Genomic DNA, 17,119 nt, shown 5'->3' with positions numbered 1-17,119 from the left:
CTGCAGGAGACTGCTCCGCAAGCCCTCGTCAGTGTCGGTGGTCGGGCGTAGCGTCGGAGCATGAGCGATGACAACACCACCGATCCCGATGTCAAGACCGAGGGCGATGTTCTCGGCGCCCGTGCTGATGACGGTAGTGACACCAGTGCCAGCAAGGATCCCTCCGACTGGGTGACCGGAGACGAGCCGATGACCGGCCCGCAGCGCAGTTACCTCGACACCCTTGCCCGCGAGGCGGGCGAGACGCTCCCCGCCGACCTCACCAAGGCGCAGGCCTCCGAACACATCGACCGCTTGCAGTCCTCGACCGGACGCGGCAACGGCAGCAACAGCCACGATTGAAGTTTCTCCTGGCGGGGCGCGACACGGCTGAGCATCAATTTAGGGCCGCGCCCCCCTCCGGGCACGCAGTCTTATTTCGGCAGGTGGTCCTCTTCTTAAGGAGTCGTGGCACAGTGGTGCACCACAGCCGGTCAGCGGTTCTGAGTCCGCGCCTCCTCAAGACCGTGCGATCCGGATTCAGCAGTCGGCCGGCACTTGCTCGGTCCGGAATTCCCAGCCCTGCCCGACGACTTGCCCGGTAACGGAGCCGTCGACGTACCAGATGTAGTGCCCGAAATAACGCGAGCCAAAGTGAATCTCCCAGGTGCCCGCCACCCGAGTCGATTGCTTAGCGGCCCAGATGTTCACGGCTCCGCGGGGGCCGATGTCCTGACGGATCTCGTCCCCCCTGGTGTCAGTCCAGAGCCACTGATGCTGGACAGTAGCCGAGACCCCGACCTCGAATGCTTCGCCGAGCTTCGTTCTCGCATTCACTTCGACGCCCCATGTGTTCGTCGTCCCGCTGAGTGCGTCGTAGCGAATTACCCGCGTGGCGTTATAGGGGGAGCAGTTGGTGCTCGAACCCGCCAATTGCGGAGGGCTGTCGAAGATCTCCACCCGGCGCGGATGGAAGACGCAAGAGTCCGGGGTTCCCTTGTTACAGAGTTCAAGGAGCTGAGTGACGGTTGGTCGATCGTCGGCGCTCGCGGATGTGGCGCCTGTCACCATCACCGGGATAGCCAGGGTGACAGCAAGGGTTGCACGGAAAAGACACTTCATCATCAACTCAGCCCCACCACAATGGCCTGTTCATCTATGTTGCTCCCTACATCGGGGACGTCGGAGCGGTACGGCCCTTCGCGCGACCCATCTTTTCGATAGAGCCACACCCAGCAGTCCGACCAGGATTGAACAGAACTCACCTGTGCGCGCAATTCATCGCCGAGGGCCAGAAGCCAGTCCACGCGATTGTCTTTCGGGCAGAATCCTGGTACCCAGATCGTCAATTCGCGACCCTGGAAACCCTTCTTGCTGTAGATCCTCGCTCCTATGACATCCTTTGGCTGTCTCACCGCCTCGCTGCCCGAGCATGAGTACTCGAGCGTCGACATCGAATAGTCGCAAGAAGAATCGTCGGCCCTCGCCGAAGACACGGGAAGGAACTCGGCTGATAAGAGGCAGCAGCCGAGAACTCCTCCGAATACACGAGCTTTCACACTGACGCTCATAATGAACCCCACATCTGTGCTAATTTTCAGTCTGTGTCGAAAATCGTTCTTGAGTAGCAAGAGTTAACTTTCCATACTCACGGAGGATTTTGATCAATCTCAAGAGAATTTCAGGCCGTTTCGGTTAATTCAAAGAGCCACCCGGCGTTCGTCGTTGAGCTTCGTGGTCGCCGTCACCGGTGTCACGCGCTCGGCCCCGCCCGCGCCCCTCCATTGAGGCACGTGGGCGGGGAGGCCAAAGGCGCTTTCCTGAGTGTCGTCATTTTCACGTGTCGGTTCCCGGGACAGACAGCGGCGGCCGCGCCGTCTAGAGTTCCAGCATCCGGTTATCCGGATACCGCCCACCCCAGGCCCGCCGACAACCGGTGTCACGCCGGCTCGGGCCGGCGCCCGTTCGCCAGCCGAATGCCGCCCTTGCCCCCGCGCTCCCTCCCGCCGTCGCGAAGGAACCCCCGATGTCGAGTCGCCCCCCGCACTCTGCCACCACCGTCCGCCTCGTCCGCTGGTACCGGATCGACTCCGACTGGCTCTCCGAGGTAGTCACCGGTCGCCTCGTCGATCACCACGGCGGCCGCTGGCGCCTCCTCGTCGGTGAGAGGCCTCGCGACTATCCCGACGCGGTGTGGTCGCTCTGCCACGAATGATGGCGGGGTAGTGTCGCTCTGCCGATCTGCTGAGACTCGGTTGTCGGCGGGGTCCGTCGCACTTGCGCCGTTTCAGGCTGTGCGCGACGTCCTTGCACATCTTATTAACGGTCGATATGCCGTGACTTGGGGTCCACAGATGGGGAGTAGCGTCTAGCCATATTCCTGAGTGCGCCCCGCGGCCTTGCTGATTCCAAGACGCGTGCCGAGCGAAGGTCGATGCTTGATCGCCAGCAGTCCAGCGTGCCGCTACGCGCTTGGCGAGAAGGGCTGCTTGCCCGGCGTGCCCGAAAGGATCCAGACGTCGCGGTGCCCAACTTTGATTCCGCTGAGGCGGGCATCCATGCCCGCGCGCTTGTTCTGCTCGAATCCCCCAGTCCGAGGGCGGACGACGGAGCCGGTTCCGGCTTTGTCTCGGTCGACAACAATGATGCGACCGCTGCCACGGCGTGGACGCTCCGCACTGAGGCGGGGCTTCATGAGCACACGTTGCTGTGGAACATCGTCCCCTGGTACTTGGGCTCGGTTCGGGCGCCGAATGCTTCGGAAATTCAGCAGGGCGCGCTGGAGCTACAACGCCTTCTGCCGTTGTTGCCTGATCTTCGCGTCGTGGTCACCTCTGGCGCTCAACCGACCGAGGGATGGGCGAAGCACATTGCGCCCTCCATCTCTCATGGGCCGACGGTCATCAACTCATGGCACCCGAGTCAGCGCTCCATGAACCAGGCGGGCAAACGCGACCATCTCCTCCGCGCCTTCGAGCGAGCCGCACAGCTCGCCGAGTAGCCGAGCGTCGGGGTTCGGTGGGAGCGGTGGGCTCCGTCGGGCTCGAACCGACGACAGCGGAGTGGTCGGAGTGAGGTTCCGCGTGGTGCCTGCCGGTCTCGAGGCCGCACGATCTCGGGACAGGCTCATGCCGCGACATCGCGCCCAATTGCTCCCGATGGCGGGCATTCTGCGGGGTAGATGCGGGGTCTACTCGATGGTTCGATCGAGCGCGTCGGCTGCTTTCGAGCCGGTCGCCTTGCGCCCCACGTAGACGTCCTGCGTCATCGACGGGCTGCCGCCGCCTCCCATGCAAGGCCGTGCGGACCGCGTACCCGTATGCGCCCGACGCGAAGCGCACTCGTGAGTCGGCCGGGAGGCGCGGGATCATCCAAGGATCAGTGGTTTTGCCCGGGTGGAGTGCAGGTCCGTTCTAGGTACTCCCGCCCGGTTAGAGAGGCCAACACGCGTGAGAGGCGCCGCCCGACTCTTGACGGCTAGGACCGACGAAGGGAACCAGCAGAAGCTGGTCCCCTTCGTCGTGGTCGTGGTCGTGGCTGCTAGGCGCTCGCCAACTCTTTACCTCTGAAGTAGCGGCTGTGGGTCTCCTGCAGGCTGTCGAGCGAGTCGCTCGCAAGGGCGGCGATTTCCCAGTCCCCATCGGTCCGCTCGCGCTCGAGACGCAGACGGTTGATCATCGCATCGCGAGGGCCATCTTCACCCGTGTACTCGGTGAGCCGCCAGTCCGATGATCGCCGGTTGTACTCGATCAGAAATCCTGACATGCGATTTTTACTCCGCTCGTGTGCTCAGTGGTTGCCTCAGGGTAGCTTCAAGATCCGCAAAATCCCTGCGGATCTCCGCCTCGTCTTCCGCGATGCGCGCTCGCGCCTCATCTACGGACGGCCGAAGGGCCCGGAGATGTTGGCTCTCCAGGTCGTTTACGGGGAGACGCCGCTGCTCGAGGTCGTCGAGGCGTAGGTCGACCTTGAACAACCCGTTGCGCCTCTTCTCCATCTCCGCGATTCCCGTAGTCGAGATCTTCTGCATTCGCTCGACATCGCGGGCCAGAACGGGATCGCTGGGGATCACCCCGTAGCGGATTTCGCGCCCGGCGATGTCCGCGAACGCCTCGTAGACGTTGGCCCACATCCCCTGCAGATGAGTTCGCACCTGGACCTCGACTCGACCGAGACCGCTCAGGTTCAGCCAGAGGTGAACGGCGCGGTAGCCGCTGTGCGCATCGCCGTCTCCGCGGAGATCCTTGATCTTCTCAGGTGGAACCTCGAAACGAGCCGCGATCGCGTGGACCACCGCGTCCTGCTCGTCCAGGGACATTTCCGCCTCGAACCGGACGCCAGCAACGTCCTGGACCGAAGGGAGAGGGGTGTTGTGATCTCGCTGCAACTTCTGTCTCAGCGTGTCGATCGTCTTCGGACGCGAGGTGATGTTGGGGCGAAGGGTTCCGAGCAGCGGCTCCCAATTCAAGGCGCGTGTCTCTCGCTGCACGAATGTCGCCAGGTCGTTGAACCAGAGCATGACCTCGTCATATGCGGGCAGGTCTTTGGAAGGCTGAGTTCCGTCGCGGATGTGTTCACCTAGCCGACGCAATTGCTTGTTGGACCATCCCGGTCGCTCCACGGCGCTCCTCCGTCCGATCTCGCGGGATTTGTGCGGGTGGAGGCCTAGTCGTTCCCGTTATCCAGTGTGATCGTGGGCCCCGTCGGGCTCGAACCGACGACCCGCGGATTAAAAGTCCGCTGCTCTGCCAACTGAGCTAGAGGCCCGCGGGGTCTAGGGTAGCGCCACAGCGGAGGGCCACAGGGCATAGTGGCGCAGGAGCACGCGTTACCCTCCTCGAACCGACTGACATGCGAGCGCGAGAGCGAGCGTGTGCACGACCGCGGAAGGCGGCCCCATGACCGACGGCTTCCACAAGCCGACCAAGTTCCCCTCCCACGTCTTCGAGGCGTTCCAGGGAGGAGAGGATCCGGCCCAGATCAGCCGTGTCGCTCACGAAACGGCGATCGCCCTACTCAGCCGCGTCCGCAGCGACCCTGACCCCGTGATCATCGACCGGTTGGTCGAGTACACCGATCACAACGGCATTGATGCGCTCGCAGAGCTGTGGGCGCGCTCGAACGCAGCGAGCCTCCCGGGTGCGCTGTGGCGCCTCTATTTGCTGCGGCTCATCATCCGCCAAGACCCGGACAGCACGAGCTTCCTCTATCAGCGCGGAGTCGAGTTGTCGGCGACGATCGACCCGGTCGTCGCCGGTGCGAGCACCCCGACGGGTCCGGCCGAAATCATCGAGCTGGCCGACCGGATCCTTCGCGGTGTCTTCGACGGCGACTTCGCGGTCGCGCTCGATCGGGCAGCCGCGTTCTGCCGGGTGAGTGCCTCCGGAGCCGCCTCGGTTGCCGACGACGTTGAGCTCACGAACGCCGGGCGCGCGAGCGAGTTGACCACGCGAGCCCTGCGGCTCTCGACGACGGCAGCGGAGCTGGTGAGCTGCGCGCGGCTCTGGCGCAGCGACTCCCTCGAGTAAAAATCTCTCCAGTCCACGAGTAACAAACGCCACTCGCGAGCAGGTGCAAGGCGTTTGTTAGACTGATCGAGGTCGGATCGCAGTAACCCCGGGCTCCACTTATAGCCGCTTCGAGCGGCCTCGCGCCGAGAGGCGTTCCTGCGGTTCGGCCCCTTCTCTGCTCGCATCGTGGCCCGGTGCGCGAGGCGAGGGGCCAAGGAGGAGTCGATCCTCACCAGAGTCCCTACAGACAGGCGATACCGGGATGAAGAACAGCAGAGCGTTCCGGATCGGAGCACGCGTCTGGGCGGGGGCAGGCCTGCTCCTTATTGCCGCGCTATACCTTCTCGCCGCGGGTGGCGTCGATTCGGCCGAGGGCGCGCAGTTCGCAGCCGGAGTGTCTGTGTCCCAGGGCGCGGTCATGCGGACGCTGGCCGCACTCGACGTCGCGGCCGGCGTCTGGGTGCTCGTGCGCCCGCGCAGCTACGCGGGGCTCACGGCGGCCGGCGTTGCCGTCGTCTCGCTCTGGCTCGCCCCTAGGCTCCGAGCGTCGGCGCTTGTCGATATCGGTCCAGTGGACCTCGACATCCGATTCGTCACGCACCCTCTCGAGGTGTCGGTCGTCGTAGCGGGCCTCGCCGTGACAGCCTTCTGGATGACGCGACATCGTTCTGCCCGGGCGCGGGCGAGGCAGGGTTCATGACGGACGACACCACAACGGATCCCGCGGCGCTGCTCGAGCGCATCGCGGCTGGTGAGCACACCGCTTTCTCCGAGTTGTACGACCAGATGGCGGCGCGCACGTTGGGCCTGATCACCCGCGTACTCGTCGACCGATCGCAGTCTGAGGAGGTGACCCAGGAGGTCTTCCTCGAGATCTGGCAAACCGCCGGGCGTTTCGCTCCGAATAAAGGAAGCGCGACGACCTGGATCCTCACGATGGCACACCGCAGGGCTATCGACAGGGTTCGCGCGGCCCAGGCGGGCCGTGACAGGGACATGCGCATCGGAATACGAGATCTCGGTCGCGACTACGACCAGGTCTCCGAACAGGCGGAGGTGTCCCTCGAACACGAGAAGGTCGCGGTCGCCATGGGCCGCTTGACTCACTTGCAGCGACAGGCGCTGCAGCTGGCTTACTACGGCGGTTATTCGCATAGCGAGATCGCGGGGATCCTGCAGTGCCCCGTGGGAACCGTCAAGACGCGTTTGCGCGACGGAATGATCCGACTTCGAGAAGAGATGGGGGTGGCCCTATGAATGACATGCGACTCCCTGACGGGAGAGACGATCCGCGCGATCTCGCAGCGGGTCACGCACTGGGCATCCTGACGCCCGAGGAGCAGGAACGCTATCGGCAGTTCCTATCCACGCACCCGGAGGCGCGCGGCGAGGCCGATGCGTTCTCCGAGGTGGTGGAGGCGCTCATCGCCGATGCACCCGCTGTCGAACCCTCACCCGGACTCAAGATCGACCTGATGGCTGTCATCGCGACCACGCCGCAGTTGCCTGGTAAGGAGCACGACGACGAGGAGGGGGCGTCCGCCGCGCCCCGTCTGCGCCCTGTCGCGCCCACACCGAACCAGGCGACGCGCCCCGACGGCCGCAGCAGCGCCGCCAACCGGGCGCAGAGCCGCTGGTTCACCCGCCCCGCTGTGTACTTGTCTGCGGCGGCTGCCGCCGCGGTAATCGTTGTCGGCGGAGTGACGCTCCCGCCGCTGCTCTCGCCGGTGGCCGGTCACACGCAGCAGCAGACGGCGCTCGATCGAATCCGCAGCGCGCCCGATGCGCGGGAAACGACGGGCACGGTCGCCACCGGCGAAACGGCGACGCTGATCTGGTCGAGTTCGCTCGGTCGTTCCGCTCTCGTCGTGGACGACCTGGCACCGCTGCCCGAGGACAAAACTTACGAGCTCTGGTACATCGGCTCCTCGGGCCCGGTGGCGGCAGGCACCTTCGACGGCGGAGAGGGCAGCACCGTGGCTCCGCTCGAGGGCACGATGGCCGAGGGCTCGGTGGTCGCCGTGACCGTTGAGGCGGCGGGTGGCTCGGCCACTCCGACGACCGAACCGATTCTGGCCATCGACACGGCATGATCCGGCTCGCAACGACGAGAGCCGCACTCCCGAGGGGGTACGGCTCTCGTCGTTTTCTGGCCGGGATCAGCCGAAGCGGCCCGATACGTAGTCTTCGGTCGCCTGGACGGACGGGCGCGAGAACATCGTCGCCGTGTCGTCGTACTCGATGAGCTTGCCCGGCTTGCCGGTGCCCGCGATGTTGAAGAACGCGGTGCGGTCCGAGACGCGCGAGGCCTGTTGCATGTTGTGGGTCACGATGACGATCGTGTAATCGTTTTTCAGCTCCTCGATGAGGTCTTCGATCGCGAGCGTCGAGATCGGATCGAGGGCAGAGCAGGGCTCATCCATCAGCAGGACGTCCGGCGAGACCGCGATCGCGCGGGCGATGCACAGGCGCTGCTGCTGACCACCAGAGAGACCCGAGCCGGGCTTGTCGAGGCGGTCCTTCACCTCGTTCCAGAGGTTCGCGCCCTGGAGTGAGCGCTCGACGAGGGCGTCAGCGTCCGACTTCGAGATGCGGCGGTTGTTGAGCTTGACCCCGGCGAGCACATTGTCGCGGATGGACATCGTCGGGAACGGGTTGGGGCGCTGGAACACCATGCCCACCTGACGACGAACCTGGACCGGGTCGACGCCCGGTGCGTAGAGGTTGTTGCCGTCGATCAGCACCTCGCCCTCGACGTGTGCCCCGGGAATGACCTCGTGCATGCGGTTGAGGGTGCGGAGGAAGGTCGACTTGCCGCAGCCGGAGGGGCCGATAAATGCCGTGACGGTGCGCGGCTCGATAGCGAGCGAGACGCCCTCCACCGCGAGAAATTGGCTGTAGTAGACGTTGAGGTCGTTGACCTCGATGCGCTTAGACATTGCTTCCTTCGGGGATTTCGGCCAGAGCCGAGGGGTGGGGGTCAGCGGCCGAGCTTGGGGGCGAAGATCTTCGCGATCAATCGGGCAGCGAGGTTCAGCGCCATGACGATGAGGATGAGCACCAGAGCGCCGGTCCACGCTCTGTTGAGGAACGCCTCCGCGTCGGGGCCCTGGTTCGCGTACTGCGTGTAGACGAATACCGGCAGCGTCATCATTCGCTCGCTGAACAGGTCGTAGTTCATTGAGGCGGTGAAGCCCGCAACGATAAGCAGCGGAGCGGTCTCGCCTATGACGCGGGCGATCGCCAGGGTGATGCCCGTGGTGATGCCGGCGACCGAGGTCGGCAGCACGATCTTGACGATCGTCAGCCACTTCGGCACGCCCAGTGCATAGGACGCTTCGCGCAGCTCGTTCGGCACCAGCTTGAGCATTTCCTCCGACGAGCGGACGACCACGGGGATCATGAGCACGGCCAGAGCGATCGAACCGGCGAAGCCCATCCGCACGCCCGGTCCAAGGATCAGGGAGAAGAGTGCGTAGGCGAAAAGGCCGGCGACAATCGAGGGGATGCCCGTCATCACGTCGACGAAGAACGTGATCGCGCGGGCAAGGTGGCCGCGGCCGTACTCGACCAGGTAGATCGACGTGAGCAGTCCGATCGGCACCGAGATCAGCGCAGCCATCGCGGTGATTTCGAGCGTGCCGATGATCGCGTGCAGGGCGCCGCCACCGGCATCGATGACGTTGCGCATCGAGGCGGAGAAGAACAGCGGATCGAAGCGGGCGAAGCCGTTGGAGACGACCGTGTAGAGCAGCGAGATCAGCGGCAGTAGCGCGATGATGAACGCCGTGGCGACCAGTGAGGTCACCAGGCGGTCGACCGCCTTGCGGCCGCCCTCCACCAGGCGTGAGACGACGTAGATCGCGATGTCGAACAGGATGGTGCCCCAGAAGATCGCGCCGACGAGGCTGAAGTCGTTCATCATGCCAGCGGCTTGGAGCACCAGGAAGACCGCGGCGAAAACGACCCAACTGCCGACGAGCAGCATCCAGGGGGCGCCCTTGGGCAGTTTCCCGGTTTCGAGCGAAAGGGGCATGGTCGACGTGGCGGCGGACATCAGTTGGCTCCCGAGAAGGCCTTGCGGCGGTTGACGATGAACCGTGCGACCGAGTTCACGACGAGGGTGATGACGAAGAGGATCAGGCCCGAGGCGACGAGCACGTTCACTCCAACACCGCTGGCCTCGGGGAATTGCAGGGCGATGTTCGCGGCGATGGTGTTCGAATTCTGCGAGGTAAGCAGGAGGAAGGAGACGACCGTCGCGGGCGAAAGCACCATCGCGACGGCGAGCGTCTCGCCCAGGGCGCGGCCAAGGCCGAGCATCGCGGCCGAAACGATTCCGGGGGCGCCGAAGGGGAGGACGGCCATGCGGATCATCTCCCAGCGGGTGGCGCCGAGCGCCAGAGCAGCCTCCTCGTGCAGGCGCGGAGCCTGGAGGAAGATCTCGCGGCAGACCGCCGTGATGATCGGGATGACCATCACCGCCAGTACGACGGAAGCGGTAAGGATCGTCTTTCCCGTGCCCGAGGCCTGGCCACCGAAGAGCGGGAACCAGCCGATGTTCACGTTGAGGAAGAGGTAGAACGGCTGCACCATCGGCGCGAGCACGGTCGCGCCCCAGAGGCCGAAGACAACCGAGGGCACAGCGGCCAGCAGGTCGACGACGTAGCCCAGCGCGATGGCGATGCGGCGCGGCGCGTAGTGCGAGATGAAGAGGGCGATCGCGATCGAGAGCGGTAGGGCGATCACCAGAGCGATGACCGCCGACCAGATCGTGCCGAATACCAGGGGGCCGACGTAGGCCCAGAAGCTCGTGGCGTCGCCGGGGAGGCTGCCGGCCGGTGCGGTGAACGCGGGGATCGATTGCGCGATGAGGAAGATCGCGACGGCAGCGAGGACGAGGAGGATGAGGGAGCCGGCGGCGACGGTCGAGATCGAGAAGACCCGATCTCCGACACGCACCTTCGCCTTCGGGCGGACGACGGTCTCAGTTGCCATTCCAGGGGACTCTCTTCAGACGAGGCGGTTCGGCGGTGCACCCGGAATCGGCGGTGCGCACAGGGGAGATGCTAGGGCTCGAAGGCACTTCGGGGGAGTCGAGCCCCTGTACATGCAGGGCCCGTCCCGCAGACGGTGCTGCGAGACGGGCCCTGCCGGTGGGACTACTTGATCGACTCGATCGCGGTAGCGACGGTGGCGGAGAGATCAGAACTCAGCGGCGCGGAGCCGGCCTGAGCGGCGGCGGCCTCCTGGCCCTTCTCGCTCGCGATGTACGAGGCAAACTGCTTGATGACCTCGCCCTTCTTCGCGTCCGAGTACTCCTGGCAAACGATCAGGTAGCTGACCAGAACCAGGGGCCAGGCGCCCGCCTCAGTGCCGGTGCGGTCGATCTTGATCGCGAGGTCGTTCGCCTCGCGGCCCTCGGCGATCGGCGAGGCAGCGACGACAGCCGCCGCTCCGTCGGCCGAAATGGTCGAGAACGCGTCGCCGACCTTGAGCTGGGCCATGTCCATGCCCTTGGCGCCGGATTCGTCGGCATAACCGATCGTGTTGGTGCCGTTCTTGACCGCGTCGACGACACCCGAAGTGCCCTTGGCGCCGTCACCGCTCTGGTAGGGGAAGGTCTGCGCGGCAGGAGCATCCCAGACACCGCTCGCGGTGGCCGCGAGGTAGTCAGTGAAGTTCTGCGTCGTCCCCGAGTCGTCCGAGCGGTGCACCGAAGTGATGTTCGCGCTGGGGAGGGTGGCGTCGGGGTTCAGGGCCTTGATCTCCGGGGCATCCCACGTGGTGATGGTGCCCTTGAAGATGCCGGCGATGGTGGCCGCGTCAAGCTTGAGTTCGTCGACGCCCTCCACGTTGAAGATGACCGCAATCGGCGAGATGTACACCGGCAGGTCGATCGGCTTGCTGTCCGGGGTGCAGGCGGCGAAGGTGCCCGCGAGCTCCTCGTTCTTGAGAGCGGAGTCGGAGCCGGCATAGTCCGCGGCGCCGTCGATGAAGCTGGTGCGACCAGCTCCCGAGCCCTGGGGGTCGTAGTTGATGGTGACGTCCGGGTTCACGGTCTGGAACGCGGCGGCCCAGGTGGTCTGCGCGGTGCCCTGAGCGGAGGAGCCGATGCCGGTGATGGTGCCCGAGAGCGTGGAGGTGGTAGCGGAGCCGGAGCTGCCGCCTGCGGCCGGTGCCTCGTTGGCAGCGCAGGAGGTCAGCGTGATCGCTGCGACGGCGGCGACGACGGCCGCCTGGCCGAGACGCGAGAATCTCACAAGTATCCCTTTCGGGTAGGAAAGCGTGGAAAACAGAACGGGCCTGGTGCAGCCCGCGAGCGAGAGTACGGAGACGTCGTGTCCTCTCACCATCCGCTCGGTGAACGCTCGGTGAACGCGGGTGCCTCGGCGTGCTGGGGGCGGGCCCTATGCCAGCGGCGAGTGAGTCTCTACCGCGACGATGCCGGAGCCGGGGTGCTCGGCCGAGAGATGCACCACGGCGAAGCCGCCAGTGGGCAACGCCGACGCTTCGTCGAGATAAGGGCCGAACGGAGTCGCGGTGGCGAGGGCGATTTCGCGCAGGATCTCGGGGATCACCGGCCGGTGGCTGCAGAGCACCGCGGTTCTGCGGGCGCGCACGCGCTTGCCGATGAGGGCGCGGAGGTCGGCGGTGGCGTGTCCCTGTGCCTCCTGACTGACCTCGTCGCGGAGACGGACGTCCTTCTTGAGCAGTGTTGCGAGTGGTGCGATCGTCGACCGGCAGCGCTTCGCGGTGCTCGAGACCAGCCGACGTGGTCCCCAGGCAGCCACCGCTCGTGCCGCGGCGTCTGCTTCCGCGCGCCCGCGTTGCGTGAGCCGGCGGGTGGAGTCGCGGCCCTCCCAGGAGCTAGCAGGAACGGCCTTCGCGTGCCGAAGCACCACGATCGCGAAGGTCTCGAGTACCCCGCGCGCTGCGATGCGGGCGAACTCGTCCACGATGGTGACGTCGTGCGGGTAGGTCAGGTAACTCCGCGCCCGCTTCACGGTGACCCACTCCAGGGCCTCGACTTCGTTGTTAGGGAGGAAGTCGGAGGCGAGCACGGCCTTCTCAGTGACCTGCGCGGCCCAGTAGTACACGGCCTTCGGACGGCCGTTCGGGAGCGAGTACGTGGTGCAGCCGAGGGGAACGCCGAGGGCGACGGCGAGCCCGGTCTCCTCTCGGATCTCGCGCACAGCGGTCTCGGGGAGTGATTCTCCGGCATCCACCTTGCCCTTGGGCAGGCTGACGTCCCTCCGGTGCGGGCGATGGATGACGAGGACGTGCGGCCTCCCCTCGATGATCCGCCAGCACACAGCCCCTGCTGCATAGACAGTGCCCGTCACGGCGTCAGCGGCCGGAAGCCCGGTTGGCGGAGCGCGTGGCCGTGCGCTTGCGGTGAGTGATGTGCTGCATCAGCTGGTTCTGCAAGTCGGCCAGCGGGGTGCCATCGCCGTCGAGGTGGTGTCGCGACCACATTCCGTCGGGCCCGAGCCACCAGGACGCGGTGCGCACGTCCATGGCGCGCTCGAACATGTCGTCGATCTCGCTGAGGTGCGCGGGCTCGACGATCCGCACCAGCGCCTCAACGCGACGGTCGAGGTTGCGGTGCATCATGTCGGCGCTGCCGATGAAGACGTCGGGCTCGCCGCCGTTGACAAAGCTGAAGATGCGGGAGTGTTCGAGGTAGCGTCCGAGGATCGAGCGCACCCGGATGTTATCGGACAGACCCTCCTGCCCGGGCTTGAGCCCGCAGATCCCACGCACCCAGACATCGACGGGCACTCCGGCCTGGCTGGCACGGTAGAGGGCGTCGATCACGGCCTCATCGACAATCGAGTTGACCTTGATGCGGATGCCGGAGGGGAGGCCCGCCCGCCCGTTCTCGGTCTCGACGGCGATCCGCTTGAGTAGGCCCTTGCGGAGGTGGCGGGGCGCGACGAGCAGGCGCTTGAACTTCTTCTCGATCGCGTAGCCCGAGAGTTCGTTGAACAGGCGAGTGAGGTCTTTGCCGACGTCGGGATCGGCGGTCAGAAGGCCGAGGTCTTCGTAGACGCGCGAGGTCTTCGGATTGTAGTTGCCGGTGCCGATGTGGGAGTAGTGGCGGAGCACCCCTCCCTTCTCCTGGCGGATCACGAGCGCGAGCTTGCAGTGCGTCTTCAGCCCGACAAGCCCGTAGACCACGTGCACGCCCGCCTTCTCGAGCTTGCGCGCCCACGAGATGTTCGCCTGCTCGTCGAAGCGGGCCTTGATCTCGACCAGCGCGAGCACCTGCTTGCCGGACTCGGCCGCGTCGATCAGCGCCTCGACGATGGGGGAGTCGCCCGAGGTGCGGTACAGCGTCTGCTTGATCGCGAGCACGTCCGGATCCGCCGCCGCCTGCTCGAGGAAGGACTGCACGCTGGTCGCGAACGACTCGTAGGGGTGGTGCAGCAGCACGTCCCCGCGCGAGACCGCCTTGAAGACGTCCTGCCGCTGGTTAGGCTCGCTCGGCGAGAGCTGCACCGCAGTGGTCGGGACGTGGTTGGGGTACTTGAGGTCGGGGCGGTCGATCTTTTGCAGGCTGAAGAGCCCGCTGAGATCGAGCGGTGCCGGGAGCTTGTAGACCTCCTGAGTCGTGATGTCGAGTTCGCGCACCAGCAGGCCGAGAGTCTCGTCGTCCATGTCGTCGGTGACCTCGAGGCGGATGGGCGGGCCGAACCGGCGGCGCAGCAGCTCCTTCTCGAGCGCCTTGATCAGGTTCTCGGTCTCGTCCTCATCGACCTCGACGTCCTCGTTGCGGGTCACGCGGAAGACGTGGTGGTCGAGGATCTCCATTCCCGGAAACAGGTCACCAAGCTGATTGGCGATCAGATCTTCGAGTGAGATGAATCGCATTGGTTCGCCCGGAGCAGCTACGCCGGCGATGCGGACGAACCGCGGCAGCATCTGCGGCACCTTGAGGCGAGCGAATTCGACCTTCTGCGTCTTAGGGTTGCGCACCCGGACGGAGAGATTGAGCGAAAGACCTGAGATATAGGGGAACGGGTGCGCCGGATCGACCGCGAGTGGCATGAGCACGGGAAACACCTGCGCCGAGAAGTAGTCGTCGAGCACCGTCCGCTCCGCGTCGCTGAGTTCGTCCCAGCGCACGAGGTCGATGCCGCCCTCGCGCAGGGCCGGCTCGACCAGCTCCTTGAACGCTCGGGAGTGACGCTGCTGCAGGAGATGCGCCTTGGTGGAAATGTCGGTGAGCACATCGACAGGGACACGCCCAATATTCGTCGGCAGAGCAAGGCCGGTGAGAATGCGGCGCTTGAGGCCCGCGACCCGAACCATGAAGAACTCGTCGAGGTTGGACGAGAAGATCGCCAAAAAGTTCGCCCGCTCGAGCGCTGGCACCAGCGGGTCCTCGGCCAACTCGAGCACGCGCTGGTTGAAGGCGAGCCAACTCAGCTCGCGGTCGAGGTAGCGGTCGTCGGGGAGCAAGGGGTCCGAGTGCTCCTCCTCATCGTCGAAGTCATCGTCGAGTTCATCGCTCAGTCCGTCTTCGAGAAGCAGGTTGTCGCCGTCCATGCGACCATCCTGGCACCGAGCCCGGTCGGTCCGCGCCGTGGGCCGTGAATGCCGGATGAACGGCGGCGGGGAAGAGCCTGTGGAGGAGCGTTGGCTCAGCGCACCGGCGCCGCGCGCTGCACGTACTGCACATCAATGGAGGCGTCGGTGAATCCCAGTGAGCGGTACAGCGCAACCGCGGAGCGGTTCTCGGCCTCCACGTAGAGGTCTGCCGTCGTGCAGCCGCGCTCCAGCATCCGGGCCAGACCGGCACCGAGGAGCAAGCGTCCGAGCCCTCGGCCCGACGCCTCCGGAGCGATCCCGAGCACATAGATTTCTCCGGTCGTCGAGCCGGGCTCGATCTTGAGCCAGTCGTAGCCGACCAGAGTGCCGGCAGCATCGCGGAGCAGGAGGAAGTCGCCCTCGTTGAACCACGGCTCCGCACGCCGGGCCGCAAGGTCGTCCTCCGTCAGCCGGCCCTGTTCCGGATGCGCAGCGAACACCCGGGCGTTCAGGGCGACCCACTCGGCGGCGTCGAGGTCGCGCGCGTCGGACAGGACGAATCCCTCCGGCACGCGAACCTCCGGCGTGGCGAGGGGCTCCAGCACCAGATGGAGGAGAGTTCGCACCGGCGCGAAGCCGTGCGACTCGGCGAGCGCGCGGGCGGCGGGATGATCGCCGTGTGCCCAGGCGAGAAGCCCTGTGCGGCCACCGGCGAGCACCTGCTCGAGCGTGGCGGTGCCGAATCCGACTCCGCGCCACTCCGGATCGACGACGAACTCGAGCTCGCCCTGGCCGAGGATCGCCGCGGCGACCACCACGTCGGCGCGCAGGCCTACGAGCAGGGTGCGAGAGCCGGTGCGCGCATCGACGAGGGTTTGGTCGCTGAAGGGGGGCTGCCGGTCGAACCAGGCGGCGCGCCCGATCAGGTGCTCGAGGGCAGCTGCGGTGGCGGGATCGGCGAGATCCTCAACGGACAGGTTGAGCGACTCGCTCATTGTCCTCTTCATACACGTTGAACCGGTATCCGACGTTGCGAACCGTACCGATCAGCGACTCCAGATCGCCGAGCTTCGCCCGCAGCCTCCGCACGTGCACGTCGACCGTGCGCGTTCCCCCGAAGTAGTCGTAGCCCCAGACCTCGCTGAGTAGCTGCTCCCGTGTGAAGACGCGGGAGGGGTGCGTGGCGAGGAAGCGAAGGAGTTCGAACTCCTTGAAGGTCAGATCGAGCGGGCGCCCGTGCACCTTGGCCGAGTAGCTCGCCTCGTCGATAACGACTCCCGACGCTTGGATGCGCGAGGTCGACTGCTCCTGTGCGAGACGACCGATGACGAGGCGGATGCGGGCGTCGACTTCGGCGGGGCCCGCGGAGTCGAGGATGACGTCGTTGACGCCCCAGTCGGCGGAAACGGCCGTGAGTCCGCCCTCGGTGAGGATCAGGATGAGCGGGACGTTGATCCCGGTCGTCCTGAGGATCTTGCACAGCGACTTGGCGCTCGCGAGGTTTCGGCGAGCATCGACGAGGATGAGGTCGCAGCTCGGCGCGTTGACGAGTTGTGCCGGTTCGGCGGGAATCTGCTTGGTCTTGTGGCTGAGCAGTCCCAGTGCGGGGAGCACGTCGGCGCCTCCCGCCGAGGTCAGTATCAACAACTGCGCCACGGATCCTCCAGAATGGTCTGCCCGCCATACTAGCGGCGGGCTGGGAGGGCGGATCGCCTAGGGCACAATTGACTGATGAGCAGGGATCGGCTGGGTATCGGCGTCGTCTGGGCACTCGCGCTCGTGGGTTCCGTCGTGACGCTGGCTGTCGCCGCTCCGGCGTCCCGGCAGCTCTGGCTCGCGCTGACGTTCGGCGGTTGCGTGCTTGCGACGTTCGCCGTTCAGCTCGCCGTCGCGCGTGCGGACGGCTACCTCGTCCGCGCAATGACCAGCATCGTCGGTGCGATGGTGCTCGTCGCGATAGCCAGCGGAATCGCGCTGCTGCTACCCGCCTGAGCGTCCCTCCCGGCCCGCATCAGTGGCAGTGCTGGCGGGTAAGATGGCGGAATGCTTCTCGCCCTCGAACTCTTCTACCTCGGATTGCTCGGGCTCGCCTC

20 protein-coding genes and 1 tRNA gene are annotated in these 17,119 nt (G+C 65.8%); 8 read left to right on the top strand and 13 right to left on the bottom strand.

The annotated features are described in order from the left end of the window. The first annotated feature begins 60 nt into the window (after window positions 1–60). Window positions 61–342 (top strand): DUF3072 domain-containing protein, encoded by a 282-nt coding sequence (locus B0H03_RS07070; protein ID WP_104265115.1) that lies wholly within the window; start codon window positions 61–63, stop codon window positions 340–342. Between the two features lie 177 nt (window positions 343–519). Here B0H03_RS07070 and B0H03_RS07065 read toward each other — a convergent pair whose 3' ends face one another. Further along, window positions 520–1,101 (bottom strand): hypothetical protein, encoded by a 582-nt coding sequence (locus tag B0H03_RS07065; protein WP_127843965.1) that lies wholly within the window; start codon window positions 1,099–1,101, stop codon window positions 520–522. Between the two features lie 2 nt (window positions 1,102–1,103). Beyond that, window positions 1,104–1,550, bottom strand: a complete 447-nt coding sequence (locus B0H03_RS16165) for a hypothetical protein (RefSeq protein WP_127843964.1) — start codon at window positions 1,548–1,550, stop codon at window positions 1,104–1,106. A 455-nt stretch (window positions 1,551–2,005) separates the two neighbouring features. Between B0H03_RS16165 and B0H03_RS07060 the strand changes: the two genes are divergently transcribed. Beyond that, the gene (locus B0H03_RS07060; RefSeq protein WP_104354339.1) at window positions 2,006–2,194 is read left to right on the top strand and encodes a hypothetical protein; all 189 of its coding nucleotides are present in this window, start codon (window positions 2,006–2,008) and stop codon (window positions 2,192–2,194) included. A 219-nt stretch (window positions 2,195–2,413) separates the two neighbouring features. After that, the gene (locus tag B0H03_RS07055; protein ID WP_104354338.1) at window positions 2,414–2,980 is read left to right on the top strand and encodes a uracil-DNA glycosylase family protein; all 567 of its coding nucleotides are present in this window, start codon (window positions 2,414–2,416) and stop codon (window positions 2,978–2,980) included. 539 nt (window positions 2,981–3,519) lie between these two features. On the opposite strand, the gene B0H03_RS07050 is transcribed toward B0H03_RS07055, so the two are convergent. From B0H03_RS07050 to B0H03_RS07040, 3 genes are all read right to left on the bottom strand, one after another. Then, the gene (locus B0H03_RS07050) at window positions 3,520–3,744 is read right to left on the bottom strand and encodes a hypothetical protein (protein WP_104265111.1); all 225 of its coding nucleotides are present in this window, start codon (window positions 3,742–3,744) and stop codon (window positions 3,520–3,522) included. Between the two features lie 7 nt (window positions 3,745–3,751). Then, window positions 3,752–4,600: a nucleotidyltransferase family protein gene (locus tag B0H03_RS07045; RefSeq protein WP_127843963.1), complete on the bottom strand. Its 849-nt coding sequence runs from the start codon at window positions 4,598–4,600 to the stop codon at window positions 3,752–3,754. 73 nt (window positions 4,601–4,673) lie between these two features. Then, window positions 4,674–4,746: transfer RNA gene (locus B0H03_RS07040), tRNA-Lys, on the bottom strand. Between the two features lie 131 nt (window positions 4,747–4,877). On the opposite strand from B0H03_RS07040, the gene B0H03_RS07035 reads away from it, so the two are divergent. From B0H03_RS07035 to B0H03_RS07020, 4 genes are all read left to right on the top strand, one after another. After that, complete coding sequence (locus tag B0H03_RS07035; protein WP_104354336.1) at window positions 4,878–5,507, top strand: DNA-directed RNA polymerase subunit beta; 630 nt, start codon at window positions 4,878–4,880, stop codon at window positions 5,505–5,507. A gap of 244 nt (window positions 5,508–5,751) precedes the next feature. Continuing rightward, on the top strand, window positions 5,752–6,189 hold the full coding sequence (locus tag B0H03_RS07030; protein ID WP_104354335.1) for a hypothetical protein: 438 nt from the start codon (window positions 5,752–5,754) through the stop codon (window positions 6,187–6,189). Further along, a complete protein-coding gene (gene sigK / locus B0H03_RS07025; RefSeq protein WP_104265107.1) occupies window positions 6,186–6,746 on the top strand; it encodes an ECF RNA polymerase sigma factor SigK in 561 nt (186 codons plus the stop codon). Before B0H03_RS07030 ends, sigK begins: the two co-directional genes overlap by 4 nt. Further along, window positions 6,743–7,582, top strand: coding sequence for an anti-sigma factor (locus tag B0H03_RS07020; protein ID WP_104265106.1), 840 nt, complete (start codon window positions 6,743–6,745; stop codon window positions 7,580–7,582). The genes sigK and B0H03_RS07020 overlap by 4 nt, the downstream gene beginning before the upstream one ends. A 66-nt stretch (window positions 7,583–7,648) precedes the next feature. Here the strand turns inward: B0H03_RS07020 and pstB are convergent, their stop codons facing one another. The 8 genes from pstB to B0H03_RS06980 form a co-directional block, all read right to left on the bottom strand. Then, on the bottom strand, window positions 7,649–8,428 hold the full coding sequence (gene pstB / locus B0H03_RS07015; RefSeq protein ID WP_104265105.1) for a phosphate ABC transporter ATP-binding protein PstB: 780 nt from the start codon (window positions 8,426–8,428) through the stop codon (window positions 7,649–7,651). A 41-nt stretch (window positions 8,429–8,469) separates the two neighbouring features. Beyond that, on the bottom strand, window positions 8,470–9,546 hold the full coding sequence (pstA, locus tag B0H03_RS07010; protein WP_104265104.1) for a phosphate ABC transporter permease PstA: 1,077 nt from the start codon (window positions 9,544–9,546) through the stop codon (window positions 8,470–8,472). Next, entirely contained in the window at window positions 9,546–10,487 is a 942-nt protein-coding gene (pstC, locus tag B0H03_RS07005; protein ID WP_104265103.1) for a phosphate ABC transporter permease subunit PstC, read from the bottom strand. The genes pstA and pstC overlap by 1 nt, the downstream gene beginning before the upstream one ends. Before the next feature lie 164 nt (window positions 10,488–10,651). Then, on the bottom strand, window positions 10,652–11,752 hold the full coding sequence (gene pstS / locus B0H03_RS07000; protein WP_241560430.1) for a phosphate ABC transporter substrate-binding protein PstS: 1,101 nt from the start codon (window positions 11,750–11,752) through the stop codon (window positions 10,652–10,654). A 147-nt stretch (window positions 11,753–11,899) separates the two neighbouring features. Continuing rightward, window positions 11,900–12,835 carry an NUDIX hydrolase gene (locus tag B0H03_RS06995; RefSeq protein WP_104265101.1) on the bottom strand — a complete coding sequence of 312 codons (936 nt, stop codon included), beginning with the start codon at window positions 12,833–12,835 and terminating at the stop codon, window positions 11,900–11,902. A 4-nt stretch (window positions 12,836–12,839) separates the two neighbouring features. Beyond that, a complete protein-coding gene (locus tag B0H03_RS06990) occupies window positions 12,840–15,044 on the bottom strand; it encodes an RNA degradosome polyphosphate kinase (RefSeq protein ID WP_104354334.1) in 2,205 nt (734 codons plus the stop codon). Window positions 15,045–15,139: 95 nt separating this feature from the next. Further along, window positions 15,140–16,021, bottom strand: a complete 882-nt coding sequence (gene mshD, locus B0H03_RS06985; protein ID WP_104265099.1) for a mycothiol synthase — start codon at window positions 16,019–16,021, stop codon at window positions 15,140–15,142. Next, window positions 15,993–16,682 (bottom strand): winged helix-turn-helix domain-containing protein, encoded by a 690-nt coding sequence (locus B0H03_RS06980; protein WP_104265098.1) that lies wholly within the window; start codon window positions 16,680–16,682, stop codon window positions 15,993–15,995. The genes mshD and B0H03_RS06980 overlap by 29 nt, the downstream gene beginning before the upstream one ends. A gap of 75 nt (window positions 16,683–16,757) precedes the next feature. Between B0H03_RS06980 and B0H03_RS06975 the strand changes: the two genes are divergently transcribed. After that, complete coding sequence (locus B0H03_RS06975; protein ID WP_104265097.1) at window positions 16,758–17,018, top strand: hypothetical protein; 261 nt, start codon at window positions 16,758–16,760, stop codon at window positions 17,016–17,018. Window positions 17,019–17,119: the final 101 nt, after the last annotated feature.

Origin of the sequence: Rathayibacter iranicus NCPPB 2253 = VKM Ac-1602 (assembly GCF_003149025.1) — a bacterium.
GTDB lineage: Bacteria > Actinomycetota > Actinomycetes > Actinomycetales > Microbacteriaceae > Rathayibacter > Rathayibacter iranicus.
This window is presented reverse-complemented; position numbering and strand designations above follow the sequence as displayed.

Bases quoted from the DNA above. Each gene is read 5' to 3' on its own strand.
- B0H03_RS07070 (WP_104265115.1), top strand. From the start codon at position 61: ATGAGCGATGACAACACCACCGATCCCGATGTCAAGACCGAGGGCGAT.
- B0H03_RS07065 (WP_127843965.1), bottom strand. From the start codon at position 1,101: ATGAAGTGTCTTTTCCGTGCAACCCTTGCTGTCACCCTGGCTATCCCG.
- B0H03_RS16165 (WP_127843964.1), bottom strand. From the start codon at position 1,550: ATGAGCGTCAGTGTGAAAGCTCGTGTATTCGGAGGAGTTCTCGGCTGC.
- B0H03_RS07060 (WP_104354339.1), top strand. From the start codon at position 2,006: ATGTCGAGTCGCCCCCCGCACTCTGCCACCACCGTCCGCCTCGTCCGC.
- B0H03_RS07055 (WP_104354338.1), top strand. From the start codon at position 2,414: ATGCTTGATCGCCAGCAGTCCAGCGTGCCGCTACGCGCTTGGCGAGAA.
- B0H03_RS07050 (WP_104265111.1), bottom strand. From the start codon at position 3,744: ATGTCAGGATTTCTGATCGAGTACAACCGGCGATCATCGGACTGGCGG.
- B0H03_RS07035 (WP_104354336.1), top strand. From the start codon at position 4,878: ATGACCGACGGCTTCCACAAGCCGACCAAGTTCCCCTCCCACGTCTTC.
- B0H03_RS07030 (WP_104354335.1), top strand. From the start codon at position 5,752: ATGAAGAACAGCAGAGCGTTCCGGATCGGAGCACGCGTCTGGGCGGGG.
- sigK (WP_104265107.1), top strand. From the start codon at position 6,186: ATGACGGACGACACCACAACGGATCCCGCGGCGCTGCTCGAGCGCATC.
- B0H03_RS07020 (WP_104265106.1), top strand. From the start codon at position 6,743: ATGAATGACATGCGACTCCCTGACGGGAGAGACGATCCGCGCGATCTC.
- pstB (WP_104265105.1), bottom strand. From the start codon at position 8,428: ATGTCTAAGCGCATCGAGGTCAACGACCTCAACGTCTACTACAGCCAA.
- pstA (WP_104265104.1), bottom strand. From the start codon at position 9,546: ATGTCCGCCGCCACGTCGACCATGCCCCTTTCGCTCGAAACCGGGAAA.
- pstC (WP_104265103.1), bottom strand. From the start codon at position 10,487: ATGGCAACTGAGACCGTCGTCCGCCCGAAGGCGAAGGTGCGTGTCGGA.
- B0H03_RS06990 (WP_104354334.1), bottom strand. From the start codon at position 15,044: ATGGACGGCGACAACCTGCTTCTCGAAGACGGACTGAGCGATGAACTC.
- mshD (WP_104265099.1), bottom strand. From the start codon at position 16,021: ATGAGCGAGTCGCTCAACCTGTCCGTTGAGGATCTCGCCGATCCCGCC.
- B0H03_RS06975 (WP_104265097.1), top strand. From the start codon at position 16,758: ATGAGCAGGGATCGGCTGGGTATCGGCGTCGTCTGGGCACTCGCGCTC.